The 14,651-nt window shown below is 65.8% G+C and carries 10 protein-coding genes and 3 pseudogenes; 6 read left to right on the top strand and 7 right to left on the bottom strand.

Going from position 1 to position 14,651, the window contains the following annotated elements; all coding sequences use genetic code 11:
* Positions 1-71: 71 nt before the first annotated feature.
* Positions 72-176 (bottom strand): annotated as a pseudogene (locus H5J25_RS21580) (PEPxxWA-CTERM sorting domain-containing protein); the annotation flags it as partial.
* Positions 177-374: 198 nt separating this feature from the next.
* A pseudogene (locus H5J25_RS20565) lies at positions 375-1,565 on the bottom strand (esterase-like activity of phytase family protein); the annotation flags it as partial.
* Positions 1,566-1,757: 192 nt separating this feature from the next.
* Between H5J25_RS20565 and H5J25_RS04950 the strand changes: the two are divergent.
* Complete coding sequence (locus H5J25_RS04950; RefSeq protein WP_202095013.1) at positions 1,758-3,356, top strand: MFS transporter; 1,599 nt, start codon at positions 1,758-1,760, stop codon at positions 3,354-3,356.
* Positions 3,357-3,521: 165 nt separating this feature from the next.
* Positions 3,522-4,538, top strand: coding sequence for an alanine racemase (locus H5J25_RS04955; protein ID WP_202096008.1), 1,017 nt, complete (start codon positions 3,522-3,524; stop codon positions 4,536-4,538).
* Positions 4,539-4,711: 173 nt separating this feature from the next.
* Here H5J25_RS04955 and H5J25_RS04960 read toward each other — a convergent pair whose 3' ends face one another.
* From H5J25_RS04960 to H5J25_RS04970, 3 genes and pseudogenes are all read right to left on the bottom strand, one after another.
* Positions 4,712-7,774, bottom strand: a complete 3,063-nt coding sequence (locus H5J25_RS04960; protein ID WP_202095014.1) for a TonB-dependent receptor plug domain-containing protein — start codon at positions 7,772-7,774, stop codon at positions 4,712-4,714.
* Between the two features lie 165 nt (positions 7,775-7,939).
* A pseudogene (locus tag H5J25_RS04965) lies at positions 7,940-9,110 on the bottom strand (acetyl-CoA C-acetyltransferase).
* A gap of 40 nt (positions 9,111-9,150) precedes the next feature.
* On the bottom strand, positions 9,151-10,152 hold the full coding sequence (locus H5J25_RS04970) for an alpha/beta fold hydrolase (RefSeq protein ID WP_202095015.1): 1,002 nt from the start codon (positions 10,150-10,152) through the stop codon (positions 9,151-9,153).
* Positions 10,153-10,247: 95 nt separating this feature from the next.
* Here H5J25_RS04970 and phaR point away from each other — a divergent pair, with 95 nt between their 5' ends.
* Positions 10,248-10,835 (top strand): polyhydroxyalkanoate synthesis repressor PhaR, encoded by a 588-nt coding sequence (gene phaR / locus H5J25_RS04975; RefSeq protein WP_202095016.1) that lies wholly within the window; start codon positions 10,248-10,250, stop codon positions 10,833-10,835.
* A 10-nt stretch (positions 10,836-10,845) separates the two neighbouring features.
* The gene (locus H5J25_RS04980) at positions 10,846-11,046 is read left to right on the top strand and encodes a hypothetical protein (RefSeq protein ID WP_225883363.1); all 201 of its coding nucleotides are present in this window, start codon (positions 10,846-10,848) and stop codon (positions 11,044-11,046) included.
* A gap of 374 nt (positions 11,047-11,420) precedes the next feature.
* Here the strand turns inward: H5J25_RS04980 and H5J25_RS04985 are convergent, their stop codons facing one another.
* Together H5J25_RS04985 and H5J25_RS04990 are read right to left on the bottom strand one after the other, a co-directional pair.
* Complete coding sequence (locus tag H5J25_RS04985; RefSeq protein ID WP_202095017.1) at positions 11,421-12,626, bottom strand: pepsin/retropepsin-like aspartic protease family protein; 1,206 nt, start codon at positions 12,624-12,626, stop codon at positions 11,421-11,423.
* 2 nt (positions 12,627-12,628) lie between these two features.
* Entirely contained in the window at positions 12,629-13,330 is a 702-nt protein-coding gene (locus tag H5J25_RS04990) for a Crp/Fnr family transcriptional regulator (RefSeq protein ID WP_225883364.1), read from the bottom strand.
* 106 nt (positions 13,331-13,436) lie between these two features.
* On the opposite strand from H5J25_RS04990, the gene H5J25_RS04995 reads away from it, so the two are divergent.
* Positions 13,437-13,628 carry a hypothetical protein gene (locus tag H5J25_RS04995; RefSeq protein ID WP_202095019.1) on the top strand — a complete coding sequence of 64 codons (192 nt, stop codon included), beginning with the start codon at positions 13,437-13,439 and terminating at the stop codon, positions 13,626-13,628.
* A gap of 117 nt (positions 13,629-13,745) precedes the next feature.
* Positions 13,746-14,459, top strand: coding sequence for a haloacid dehalogenase type II (locus H5J25_RS05000; protein ID WP_202095020.1), 714 nt, complete (start codon positions 13,746-13,748; stop codon positions 14,457-14,459).
* The last annotated feature ends 192 nt before the right edge of the window (positions 14,460-14,651 follow it).

The raw sequence follows: 14,651 nt of genomic DNA on the forward strand, positions 1-14,651 counted from the left end.
CCGCCCAAACGGACATGCGCCATCCCCACGCCGGGGTCGACCGCCCCGGCGCAGGTGGCACGCCGTCCGGGTCAGGCGTAGCGGACCGTCGTCCGCCGCCGGCGCCGCATCGCACCGCCGACCAGCCCGAACCCGCCGATCATCATCGCCCAGCTTGCCGGCTCCGGCACCGCCGACGTCGCAAAGCCCAGCGCCGCCGCTTCCGTTGCGCTCAGCTTGAACGAATAGAGGAAGGTCGGGATCAGCGACGTGCCGGCGGGGCAGGGCGTGCCGAGCGCCGGGGTGAAGGACACCGCATTCGCCTCCGGGCCGGAGGTGCAATATTCGAACTGCGTGCTGCTCCCGTCGAACTGCGTGACGGAGAAATCGTTGTCGCTGATCACGAACAATGCGCGGCCGCCATCCGCAAGCACCGGGCTGAACGACAGCCCCTCCAGCTTCTCGGCGATCGGGACGCCCGCGGCGACGAGCAGCGCCTGGATGTCGAGGAACGGCTGGCTGCCCTTGCTCACCGCGGTAACCCCCTGCGGCAGAACGGAAAGCCCGGCGAGCGAAAGGTTGCTGATATCGGTCGCGCCGGTCTTGTCGACGATATAGACGCGCTTCGATCCGACCGGCAGGCGGTTGGCGCTGTCGTCCACGCCCCAGCCGCGATTGTCGCGCTCGATCACCAGGAAACGGCCATCGGGCAGTTGCGTGATCGACGATACTCCGATCGACCGGCCCTGCTGCGTGGCGGTGAAATCGTTCGCCGTGCCCGGGATGCGCGCGTTGATGTCGGCATTCCGCTCCAGCGTATAGGCGAACTGCGCCGTCGCCGTGCCCGTCGCGACGTCGAACTCCACGATCCGCAGATTCTGCCCGCGCCGTCCCTGCGCCTCGCCGCCATTGACCGGCCCTTCGTTGACCAGCGGATCCTGCAGGATCGCATAGGCCTTGGTCCCGTCGTTCGACAGCGTCAGCCCCTCGAACCCGCGATTGTCCTGACGGCCCCCGGTGATCGTCGGGCGGCCATCGACGTAATTCGGCGTGCCATTGGATTGCTTGGGCAGCAGGTTGGCCGGAACGGTGAAGTCGCGGACATAGCGGCCTTGGCTGTCGAATTCGTAGATCGACGGCCCATATTCGTCGGACACGATGAAATTGCCGTTGCTGCGGATCGCCAGCCCCTCGGGATCGAACGACCGCCCCAGAACGCTCTTGTCACCGGCGAGCAGTCCGGGATTCTGGCCGCTGAATGCGACTCCGTCGCGCGTGAAGACGATCGGCGCCCGTGCCGCGAAATTGGAGACCGCGCCGCTGGTCGCGACGTTCAGGGAGAAGGACTGGATGCGCGGGGCATAATCGAGCAGGCCGCCGCCGGGGCCACGATCGGTCAGGCCGTAATACAGGCCGTCGGTTGCGTTGTAGACCAGATCCGATCCGAAGCCGCCGAACCGGTTGGCGTCGTTCGCGCCGGTCACGACGTTCTGGATCCGCAGCGCGTTGACGAATTCGATCGCCTGCGCAGGGATAGAAGCGAAGACGCTCGTCGCCGACAAGGCCGCCAGAATGAATGAACGCATGAAAACAGTCCCCCCGTTGAGTTAACGGCCGGTTAACGGCCTCCCGTTACGCAGCCGTGACGGTTCCGTGGCAGTTTCATGCCACCCTGCTTTGCCGGACCGGATTCGCGCACGCCATGCGCCGCCGGTCGCACCACTCCGCTTGCCGCCCCGGTCAATCGCGCTAAACCTCTTCGCCAAGGGGAGAAGACGATGACCGATGCCGACGACGCCGCACCCGCACCGACGCGCAAGGAAATCCAGCTCGTCATCACCGCATCGTCGCTCGGCACGGCGTTCGAATGGTACGACTTCTTCATCTACGGCACGCTCGCCGCGTCCGGCATTATCGGTCGCACCTTCTTCCCCGGCGGGTCGGAATTGCTCCAGACGCTGTTCGCCTGGGCGGGCTTTGCTGTCGGCTTCGGCTTCCGGCCTTTGGGCGCCGTTCTGTTCGGCTTTCTCGGCGATCGATTGGGGCGCAAATACACGTTCCTCGTCACGATCACGCTGATGGGCATCGCGACCGCGGGGATGGGCTTCGTCCCGTCCGCCGCGTCGATCGGGCTGGCCGCGCCGTTCATCCTCATCTTCCTGCGCATCCTGCAGGGACTGGCGCTCGGCGGCGAATATGGCGGTGCGGCGATCTATGTCGCGGAACATTCGCCGCCCGGAAAATCCGGCTTCTTCACCAGCTTCATCCAGGCCAGCGTCGTCGGCGGGTTCATCCTCAGCCTCGTCGTCGTGCTCACCACCAAGGGCCTGTTGCCGACCGCGGTGTGGGAGGATTGGGGCTGGCGCCTGCCGTTCGTCTTCTCGCTCGTCCTGCTCGCCGTCTCGCTCTGGATGCGCCTGAAACTATCCGAAAGCCCGGTGTTCAAGCGGATGAAGGCGGCGGGCGAGACCGCGCGCAATCCCTTCACCGAAAGCTTCACCTATCCCGGTAACCTGAAGCGCCTGTTCGTCGCCTTGTTCGGCATCGCCGCCGGCCTGACGGTGATCTGGTACACCGCGATGTTCACCGTCCTGTCGTTCCTGCAACAGACGATGCGCGTGCAGGAAACCGCCGCGCAACTGATCGTCGGCGTCGGCGCCGCATCGGGCCTGTTCTGGTTCGTCATGTTCGGCCGCCTGTCCGATCGCATCGGGCGCAAGATACCGATCGTCGTCGGATATCTCGCCACTTTGGTGCTGCTCTTCCCGGTCTTCTGGGCGATGGGCGGCGCGGCGAACCCGCAAATGGCCCGCGCGGCACGGCAGGCGCCCGTCTTCGTCTCCGGCCCGCACTGCGCCTATGATCCGTTCGCCGCGAAACAGGCGGATCGCTGCGGCCAGTTGCTCGATCACTTCTCGAAGAAAGGCGTACCCTATACCAAGGGCCGCACCCCCGCCACGATCGTCGCGATCGGCGGCGACGTCGTGACGGACACCAGCCCGGCGGGCCTCGACGCAGCGCTCACCGCGGCGGGCTATCAGCTCGAAAAGGTCGTGCCGCCGCCGCTCAACATCGCGGTCATTCTGCTCGCCATCCTCGTGCTCGGCGCGCTGTCGGGCGCTACCTTCGGGCCGGTCGCGGCCTTGCTGGCGGAGATGTTCCCGCCGCGCATCCGCTACAGCTCGATGTCGATCCCCTATCATATCGGCACCGGCTATTTCGGCGGTTTCCTGCCCTTTATCAGCCAGTATATCGTCGCGCGCAGCGGTGATCCCTATGCAGGCCTGTGGTACACCTGGGGCGTCGTCGCGATGGCGCTGGTCGTGACGCTGATCGGGCTGAAGGAGCCGAAACCGGGCCGGTCCTATGCCGACTAGGGCTGGGTGACTTGAAGCCGTCCGACCCCCCGACCGTTCGTCCTGAGCGTGTCGAAGGGCGGGCGGAAAAGGACAGGTGCTTCGACAGGCCCGGCACGAACGGATACATAGGTCGCCGCGCTCTGGGGCTGGCGGAGCCCGCCGCGCACCGCTAACCGCTTGAGCGTGATCGCCCCCAGCCGCCTCCGCCTCGATACAGCCGCGCTGACCGACAATTGGCGCACGCTCGCCCGGATGAGCGGCACTGCCGCGTGCGGCGCGGCGGTCAAGGCGAACGGCTACGGGCTCGGCGCACCCGAAGTCGCGCGCCGCCTCGCCGATGCGGGATGCCGCGATTTCTTCGTCGCCACCTGGGCTGAGGCATCCGCGCTGGCGCCGCTCGGCCTGTCCGTCTCCGTCCTGCACGGCGTCCGCGCGGAGGACATGCCCGCCGCCGCCACCGGCATCGCGCGCCCCGTGCTCAACACGCCGGTCCAGGTCGCCCGGTGGAAGCAGGCGGGCGGGGGCCCGTGCGACGTGATGATCGATACCGGCATGAACCGTCTCGGCCTGTCGGCGGACGATCTCGCGCTGCTGGACGGTCTCGATATCCACACGCTGATGAGCCACCTGGCCTGCGCGGACGAGGACGTGCCGATGAACGCCGACCAGCGTTCCGCCTTCGCCGCGCTGGCGGGACGGACGACCGCCGCCCGCATGAGCCTCGCCAACTCCGCCGCGATCGCGCTCGGCCCGGATTACGCCTTCGATCTCACCCGTCCCGGCCTTGCGCTATACGGCGGCATCCCGCGCGCCCAATTTGCAGGGATGCTGCGGCAGGTCGTCACCCCCGAAGCCCAGATCCTCCAGCGCCGCCGCGTCGCCGCCGGCCAGACGGTCGGCTACAATGCCACCTGGACCGCCCCCGCCGACACCGACGTCGCGATCGTCAACCTGGGCTATGCCGACGGCTACCTCCGCACCTTCTCCGATCGCGGCACCGCGTGCGGCGGCACCGTCCCCGTCATCGGCCGCGTCTCGATGGACCTCGTCGCGCTGGACATCTCCGCCGCGCCGCACCTGCAGGAAGGCGACTGGCTCCCGATCGACTATGCATTGCCAGAAGCCAGCGCACGCTCAGGCCTGTCGCAATACGAACTGCTGACCGGCCTTGGTGGCCGGTATGCGCGGTGGTGGGGCTGACCCGGCGCGACAGCCTTTCCCGCACGCTTTTACGATCACGCGCTTTACGATCTAAGCTGTCCGACGCGCGACAGGATCACCTCCGTGTCATGGCTCGCACATCAAAAAAGCCCGCGTCCGGGTAGGACGCGGGCTTTTCGTTAGGCCCTTCGAGCTTCAGCCCGAACGGTCGATCAGAACTTCGCGCTTACGTTCACGAAGAACTGACGGCCAAGGTAATCGTAGCCGCTGTACAACGGAGCGTTGCCGACACGGTTGTAGACACCGGACGAAATCTGCGGCGGCTCCTTGTCGAGGAGATTACGCACGCCGACCGTGAGTCCGAACCGATCGCCCGCCGGAATCTGCGCGGACAACGAGTGGAGGTAGTAATCGGGAACTTCCAGATAAAATGGAGTTGTCGCGCTATTGAGACCATACAAGGTGTAGCTCTCGGTACCCTTTATCCATTCCAGGCCATAGCGCAGGAGGAACCCTTTGCTCTGGATCGCAGCCTCGAACGTACCGGTCCATTCCGGCGTATTCAGGCTACCGTTATATTCGTCCAGCGGATCTGTCTCGAACAGGCGATTGGACTGCTCGAAATACTTGGTCAGCTGCGCGCCGAGACGGAACGTCGTGTCGTTCGACACCTTGATGCTGTAACGACCGGTGATATCGATGCCGCGGACATTGTCTTCCGAAAGGTTGACGTAGTTGTCGTTGACGGTGAGCGCACCCGTCGAGGCATTGCGGGATACCAGGTTGCAGAAGCCGCCGCCCGACCGGAACTGCGGGTCGTCATAGCATAGTTGAAGGATGGCACCCGCGCCCGCACGCGCAACGCCGTTCTTCACCGTCGTATCGAAGTAATCCGCAGCAAGCGAAATGTCACCGAAGGAGCCCAGCTTGGGCTGGAACACCGCGCCGGCAGTCCAGCTGCGTGACGTTTCGGCGCCCAGGCCCGTAGCAGCACCGCCACCTGCAAGGTTGCGAATGCCGGTATTGGCTTGGAACCCCGCAGGGAGGCCTTCGCTCGCGCAATTGGTGGCACGCGTTGGATTGACGTCCGGCGCATCGTAGTTGTTGCACGGATCGCCACTCTGGTTGAGGAAGCCGCTGGTCGCACCCAGGAACTGCTCGAACAGCGCGGGTGCGCGGTACGACGTGCCATAGCTGCCGCGAATGGAGAGCGCGCGGAACGGCGAATATACCCCGCCCAACTTATACGTTTCTTGGCCACCATAGGAACGATAGTGGGTGTAACGAGCCGAACCCGACAGCGTCAGATCGTAAATGCCGGCGACGTTGCGGATGAGTGGAAGCTCCAATTCACCGAACGCTTCGTACACCTGGTCGCTACCGCGCGTCGGAAGCGAGGCACTGAAGTTGTACAGATTGCCCGACTGGCTGTTTACCGAAGGCGTATCGTCGATCGTCGAGCGACGGAATTCGCCGCCGATGACCATCTGGGCAGGGCCGCCCGGCAGGTTGAACAACGGACCGTTGAACGCGACGTTGACGACCGTTTCACGGAACTTCGTCGAACCGGTGTCCGGAACCTGGATGTAGTTCACGAACGCGGCAGGCAGATTGCCTCCGATGACGGCTGGCGTCAGGGCAGGCGCCGCGACGCAACCGCCGACCGGGTTGGCGCAGTTGAACCCACCGCTACCGTTCGAGACGACCTGAAGGCTGTTGCCAAGGCGATCGGCAAGAACCTGGTCGCTGGTGTACGTCGAGTCGGACCATGTGCGGCTGAAATACGCATCGTACCGCCAGCCGGACAGGAGGTTGAAATCGCCGCGAACGCCGCCGCCCGCTTTTGCGAAATCGACTTCCTGGTTGCTGTTGTAGTTGCCCAGACCGATGAATGCGCGCACCCCGACGGTTGCTGTCGGATTGCTCAGCGAGAATCCTGGCAGTCCAACCGTGCTGAACTGAAGGTTGGCCGGGATCAGCGGGCTACCCTTGATATAATCCAGGCTGAGCTGCCGAAAGCCGACCTGACTGGATTTGCGACGGTTCAGCAACAGCTCACCGTATATCTCGGCACCGCCGAGCACTTCCGTCTCGTAGCTGCCTTGCAGGTACCCGGTAAAGATCTCGACTGGCGAGATGAGCGACGTGTTATAGATACGCGGGTCCAGCGTATCGCGAACGTTGAGGTTGTTCGCGCCCCCGCCAACGCCCTCGAAGCCGACCACCCCGGTCGTTACCGCCGCGTTCGGGCGGAACCGGTTGAAGGCAGTTCCAACCGAACCGGCGGCGCCGACGGCGGGAACCAGCACGGTCGGGTTGCCAAGGGCGTTCAACGTCGAAAGGCTGATCGTGTTGATCGTAACGCCGTTATCGCCCGTGCCGGTGATCGGATAGCATTTCGACCGACCCGTCAGCGGATCGATGAAGTCGCCCGAACCGGGCGTCCGGTTCGCCGCGGTGCGACGATAGTCGGTCTGGCAGCGCGTGAAATCGCGATCACCTAGGGTCAACTCCTCGCGGCGCAGGTACTCGATCGATCCGGAAACATGGAAACGATCGCTGTTGAACCCGGCAACTGCCGAATAACGCCGGGATTCGCCGCCGCCATCCTGCGTGATGTTATGCTGCCCCTCAAGCGTCAGGCCATCGACCTTGTTGCGGGTGATGATGTTGACTACGCCGCCCACGGCGTCGGAACCGTATACCGACGACGCGCCCGACTTCAGGATTTCGACACGATCGATCATCGACGTCGGAAGGACGTTCAAATCCGCCGATCCGACCGAGCCGCGCGACCCTGCGGGTGCGACGCGACGACCGTTGAGCAACACAAGCGTACGTTCCGCACCGAGGCCACGCAACGACAGCGTGTTGGCGCCCGGGCCGCCGTTGGTCACGAACCCGCCAAACGCGTTGTTGATCTGCGCAGCGCCGCCGGTCACACCCGTGCTCTGCAGGGCGTCGGTCGTCGAATTGAAGCCGGCGAGCGTCGCCTCTTCACGCGTGATCACCGTGATCGGCTCCGAGCTGTTATAGTTCGATGCACGGCGGATGCGCGAGCCGACGACGACGATGTCGCCGTCCTCATCGTTCGTATTCGTGGTATTCTTCGGGCGCGTGACCGTGTCGTCCGCGGCATCGCTCAGCGGCGTGGCGGAATCCTGCGCAACCTTGCCGCCATCGGGCGTGGCCGGAACTTGCGCGAACGCCGTTGCGGGCAACATGGTGACGCCGACGGCCAACGCGGTGGCCGCCAAGAGGCGGGTCTTAAGCATGAGTTACATCCCCTAGAATTTGCACAGATTTCCTGTGCGGCTGCCTCGCTATTGGCGCGCCGGGGAATTTCTACAAATATTAATCTAAGGTTCATGGGGCGGTCGGGCTGTTTTCAGTTTCGTTGTAGCGAAAATGCAACATAACCGGGATCTTGGGGTCGGTTCTTACCGCTCCAAACACATCGCGATGCCCATGCCGCCGCCAATGCACAACGTCGCCAGGCCCTTCTTCGCATCGCGCTTCTGCATTTCGTAGATCAACGTGGTCAGCACGCGTGCGCCGCTCGCGCCGATCGGGTGGCCGATGGCGATCGCGCCGCCATTGACGTTGACCTTGTCCGCGTCCCAGCCGAGTTCCTTGCCGACCGACAGCGCCTGCGCGGCGAACGCTTCGTTGGCCTCGATCAGGTCCAGGTCGGCGATCGTCCAGCCGGCTTTCTCCAGCGCACGGCGGGTGGCGGGGACGGGGCCGATGCCCATGATCGACGGATCGACGCCTGCGCTCGCCCAGCTCTTGATCGTGGCGAGGATCGGGCTGCCGCGTTTCTCGGCTTCCTCGCGGCTCATGATCACCAAGGCGGCGGCACCGTCGTTCAGGCCGCTTGCATTGGCGGCGGTCACCGTGCCGTCCTTCTTGAACGCGGGGCGCACGCCCGACACGCTGTCGATCGTCACGCCTGCGCGGATATATTCGTCGTCCGCGACGATCGTGTCGCCCTTGCGGCCCTTGACCGTCACGGTCGCGATCTCGTCCTTGAACCGGCCCGACGACCGCGCCGCATCTGCCAGATTCTGCGACCGGACGGAGAAATCGTCCTGGTCCGCGCGCGTCACCTGATATTGCTCGGCCAGGTTTTCCGCGGTGATGCCCATGTGATAGCCGTTGAACACGTCGGTCAGGCCATCCTTCACCATCGTGTCGACCAGGCTGACCTCGCCCATCTTGGTGCCGCCGCGCAGGTTTTGCGCATGCGCGGACAGCGACATGGATTCCTGCCCGCCCGCCACGACGATCGTCAGAATCGCCCGCCTGGATCGCCTGGCACGCCAGCGCCACCGCGCGCAGGCCGGATCCGCACACCTGGTTGACGCCCCAGGCCGGGATCTCTTTCGGCACGCCCGCCGCCATCGATGCCTGCCGCGCCGGGTTCTGGCCCTGCGCCGCGGTCAGCACCTGGCCCATGATCACTTCGGAGACGTCCGCGCCGTCGACGCCCGCCTGCTCCAGCGCCGCCTCGATCGCGATCCGGCCAAGCTCGTGCGCGGGGGTCGCGGCGAACGCGCCCATGAAGCTGCCGACGGGCGTGCGCTTCGCGGCGGTGATGACGATGTCCATGGATCGGGCTCCTTGATCGGGGGCGTAAGAATGTCGCCTGTCATCTAGCCCCTGGCAGCCCGCTTATCCAGTGGGCGAGCGGTTCCCACAATTGCGCGCGCGCGCCGCGCCCGACGATCATCCCGACATGCCCGGCGCCCAGGTTGCGCCGGTCGGGCAGGTCTGCGGCGCTGGCGGCGGGCACGATCCGGTCGGATAGCGACACGAAATCGATCGCGGGGCAGGGCAGCGCCTTCGGGTCGACGATCCGCCCGCCGACGCGCCAGTCGCCTTTGCCTGTCGGGTTCGACGCGATGAAGTCGAACAATTGCTCGCCCGCGGCATAGGGCAAAGCCGCGCCCGCATTCGCCCAATCCTCCATCGCGACGAACAGCCGCGCCTCGCGACTGCCGGGCTCCATCGCCGCGAACGCTTCGTATTTGGCGATCGTCCGCGCCGGGTCCAGCCGCCAGAAGCCGGATTGCAGCACTTCCATCGGCACCATCCCCATCGCCGCGCACATCGGTTTCGCCGCGCTCCACAGATCGGCGATCTCGCTCCTTGCGCGCGCGCCGAACCCGTCGAACGTCCACGGCGCGGCGATCAGCGCGAGGCCCGCGACCGGCGCGACGCTCGCCGCCGCCAGCGCCAGCGTACCGCCCAGGCAATATCCCGCCAGCACCGGCGGCGCGTCCAGCTTGGCGATCAACGGCACCAGCACGCGCTCGACATGCGCCGTCAGGTCCATCCCCCGGTCCGCCGCCTTGGGCGATCCCCAGTCCAGCAGATACGGGTGGAACCCCTCAGCCGCGATCCAGCGCAGCAGCGACACGTCGGGCATCAGGTCCAGGATGTGCGGCGGATTGATCAGCGACGGCACGAACACCACCGGCCGCTTGCCGTCGCCCTTCGTCCCGTAATCGCGCAACCGCGCCCGGCCCTTGCGATATCGCGCGGGTGCGGGTTTTCGCACGCGGTCACGCGGCGCATCCTGATACGCGCGCAATCCCGCCAGCGCGGCCGCGCGCCGTTCGGGCGATGTTGCGGTTTCGCTGCGCAACATGTCGAGAAACAACGGTAAAGGTCGCGGCCCGTGTTGCGGTGCGGCATGAAAGGGTGATAGACGCGGATCAAGCAAGATCAGGGGAGCCTTTCGTGGTGAAAAAGCAGAGCGCGGGCGACGGCCCGGTCGTCATCAAGAAATACGCCAACCGCAGGCTCTATAACACGGAGACGTCGTCTTACATCACGCTCGAACATCTCGCGGCGATGACTCGCGAAGGGCGCGACTTCAAGGTCGTCGATGCGAAGACCGACGACGACATTACGCATAACGTACTAACGCAGATCATCATGGAGGAGGAATCGCGCGGCCAGACGATGCTGCCCGTGCCGTTCCTGCGCCAGTTGATCGCGATGTACGGCGATTCGATGCAGGCGATGGTCCCGGGCTATCTGGAGGCGTCGATGGACAGCTTCCGCCGCAACCACGAACAGTTCAAGTCGGCGGTCGAGGGCGCGTTCGCCAACTCGCCCTTCGCCGAAATCGCCAAGCGCAACCTCGCCATGTTCGAGGCCGCGACTGCAGCATTCAAACCCGGCTCCGTCCCCGGTGCGGCGGACGGCACCCCCGCCGCAACCTCCGCCGCGACCCCTGCTACGCCATCCACCAAGGATGACGAGATCGCCGCACTGAAGGCCGAACTCACCAAGCTCAACGACAAGATCGAGAAGCTGAATCAGTAACCCGCTGGGCTTGCCGGTCGGCGAAGCGGCGATGCCCTGGCTGATCGCCGGCACCGTCGCGTTCGCCGTCGCCGTGCTGGCCGGCCTCGGCGAACGCCGCCGCAAACGCCGCGTCGATCTCGACCGCGTCGGCTGGGTCGACTGGCCCACCGTCCAGATGGCCGCGCTCATCGCGGTCGCGATCTTCGGCATCATCGCCTGGCACGTCTGACGCGGGGGCGCGGGTTCGCCCCGCGTCCAACCGCGCGCCACTACCCCCAATCCGTTCGTTTCGAGCATGTCGAAGGGCGTGCCCACCTCGTCCCCGTTCGCCCTGAGCCTGTCGAAGGGCGTGCCCATGGGACAGGTGCTTCGACAAGCTCAGCACGAACGGAAGGGGTAAAGATCCGCCTTGAAACGAACGGTCAGGGATAGATGCGCAGCGGCGTCCCTTCCCAGTTCCACACCTCCCCGCCTCCGTTCGTTTCGAGCGAAGTCGAGAAACAGGCGCGGAGGTCCACGCGGCCCGTTTCTCGACTACGCTCGAAACGAACGGGTAAGGCAGGGAAGGAGGGCAAGGTCAGGGGCAAAACCCCAACCCAACCCTCAATAAAACGGCCGCAAAGCCAGCGTCCGGCGCGTCCCGTCGCACATGTCGAACGCCACCACCCGCCCGGTCGCGCCGATCGACCAGCCCGACAGCGCGCTGCCCGGATAGTCGGCGGGGATCGGGGTGCCGTCGATCATGCAGATCGTCTCGCCGCTCTGCCATCCGGCGCGCTCGGCGGGGCTGCCGCGCATCACGTGCAGCACGCGCAGCCGGTCCTTCTCCGCCGCCACCAGCACGCCGCTGGTCGACTTGACCGGCGGCGCATCGGCGTCCGGCCCGGGCTGCAACACCATCCGCCCGGCTTTGGGGTCCAGCAACACGCGGTATCGTTGCAGGAAACCCGATCCGATCCGCCCGGCCATCCCCATCCGCTGCGAGAAACCGCCCGCCGGCTCGATCTGCAACTCCACGTTCCGCGCGGTCAGGCTGCCGGTCGTCATCTCGTCCAGCACGACCAGATCGGTGACGATCGCACCGCCCAGCCCGAACGAGATCGTCGTCGTCCGCGCCGGCGGGATCAGCCGCGCCGTCGCCCAGCTTTCGGCCGAAAGCGTCACCGCATTGCCGTCCCCCGTATCGACGATCAGCGGGCGCAGCCGCCGCCCGTTCAGCACGATCTCGCCCGAATAGACCAAACGGTCGCGCGACACCGTCAGCGGCGCGATCGCCCCGGTGAACGGCATCCGCCCGGAGGCGATCAGCCGGAACCGCCGCGCGGCATAGTCCACGTCCAGCGCATAGCCTTCGGTCAGGTCGCGCCCGACCAGCATCTCGATCGGCCGCGCGCTGCCCGTCGCGGTCGCGGGCAAAGCGGTGACGCCGATGCTGCCGCCCTGCCGCGTCAGCCCGCCCAAGCGGATCGTCTTCGTATCGATCCACCCGATCGGCACCGATCCGCCGACCGCGCTCGCCGTGCCGCCGCTGCGCACCTTCAGCCGCCGCGCATCGACGAACGCGCGCGACAGCACGCTGAAACTCACGCCGGTATCCAGGATCGCGGTCACCGCCACGCCGTCCACGTCCAGCGTGAAGCGGATCTGGTTGCCGGGCGTCAGGTCGAAGGGCACCCAGCGACCCTCTGCATCCGGCGCGAGCACGTCGGTAGGTGTCGGCCGGGTAGGGGAGACCGTGCGGGCGGGCGCTGCCATCGCCGCGCTACAGGCCAGCATCACCGCCAGCGCCGACAGCTTGGCTGGCTGCATGGTCAATCCAGGAACAGGTATCGCGGATCGAACCCGGCAAAATCCTTCAACGCCGGCCAGTCGAGGATCTTCACCAGACCCTGGCGGAACTCCACCAGCCCGCGCTCGCGCAACTGGCGCAGCATGCGGTTCGCGTGCACCGCGGTCAGCCCGGTCGCATCCGCCAGGTCGATCTGGGTCACCGGAAAATCGAATTCCTCGCCGCGCGTCAGCCCGATCCGTTCCAGCCGCACGAACATCTCGCACATCAGATGCGCCAGCCGCACCGATGCGCCGCGCGCGCCGACCGATACGATCCATTCGCGATTGATCGCCGCATCGATCAGCGTCGATCGCCACAGCAACTCGGTCAGCGTCGCCGATTTCGCGGTCAGCGCGCGTATGTCGGCGTGCGGAAAGTTCACGACCGTCACCGGGGTCAGCGCCGCGACCGAATGTTCCAGCCGTTTCAACGGATAGGAATGCAGATCGACAAAATCGCCCGGCACGTGGATCGCCAGGATCTGCCGTCGTCCGTCGGGCGTATCCTTGAACCGCTCGACGAAGCCGCTCATCAACAGCGTGCATTGCGTCAACGGCACGTTCTCGCGAACGATCACGCGCTTCGCGGCGTAATCGACCGTCTTCCCCGCCGCCGCCTCCAGACTCGCGATATCGTCGTCCGACAGGACCGGCTTCCGGTGCGTCTGCAGGAACAAGCGCATGACCATAGGACTGAAGCGAACCTCTCTGCGAAAAACTGACCGGCCATCGCCGGAACGCACCCGTCGAACGGCGCGTTGGACCACTTCAATACACCGGGAAAAGCGAATGTCACGAACGCCGCACAATACGCCGACTTCCGCCTGCGCCGAAGCGGGCGAAGTGATGCTCGACGGTCCGGACGGGCTGGCCGTGTCGCTGACCCCCGATGCCGCGGCCAAGTCCGCCACCGCCATCGCCGACGCCGCGCGCGAAGCCCGCACGCAGACGCGCAGTCCGAAGGCGTCCAGCGACCTCTGACCGGCCGGCTAACCCGTCCGGATCGGCCATCGGCGTTCGACCGACAGGCGGCGCGCGGGCGACTCCGGTGGACCATCGGCCGATGCACGCAGCGAACACGGTAGGGAGAAGTCAATCATGACCGTGCCGAAAGTGCTCGCCTTCGACGTCTTCGGCACTGTGGTCGACTGGCGATCCGGCATCGCGCGCGATGCCGCGCCGTTTCTGGCGGAGATCGGGCGCGGCGATCTCGATCCGCACGTCTTCGCCGACGAATGGCGCGGCCTCTACCAGCCGGCGATGGAGGAATGTCGGTCCGGCCGCCGCCCCTATACGCGGCTCGATATCCTCAACCGCGAAACGCTCGACCAACTGCTCCGTCGGCACGGCATTGATCCCGCCGCGATCGGCGACGACAGGCTGGACGACCTCGCCTTTGCCTGGCGTCGGCTCGATCCCTGGCCCGATGCGGTGGAGGGACTCGTCCGGCTCAAGGCGCATGTACCGATCGTCACCCTGTCCAACGGCAATATCGCGCTGACGATGGCGATGGCGCGCCGCGCCGGGCTGCCGTGGGACGCTATCCTCGGTGCGGAGGCGACCGGTATCTACAAGCCGTTGCGCGACAGCTATCTGGGAACCGCCGACATTCTCGGGATCGCGCCGTCAGACCTCTGCCTCGTCGCCGCGCACCACAGCGATCTTGCCGCCGCGCGCGCCGCCGGGTTGATGACCGCCTATGTCGATCGACCGATGGAATATGGCGGGGCACGCGCGCCCGATGCGGACTTCGAACAATCCTGGGATTACCGCGCCGACACGATCACCGGACTGGCCGGCCTGATATTTTAGGGCCGTTTTGAGGTGCAAAATAAATTTCAAAATCGGCGTCGGAGTCTTGCGTTCGCGCAAAGCCAGCTTTGACCACGCGTCGCTGCGCCACAGCATCCATCGAGCGCCGTGGACCGACGCCTTCCAGCGACGAACCGATCCGTTAACCATTCATTTACCGGCTTGCATCGGCTGTCGAATGGGCACAATCTG

It is taken from the genome of Sphingomonas aliaeris, assembly GCF_016743815.1.
Classification (GTDB): Bacteria; Pseudomonadota; Alphaproteobacteria; order Sphingomonadales; family Sphingomonadaceae; genus Sphingomonas; species Sphingomonas aliaeris.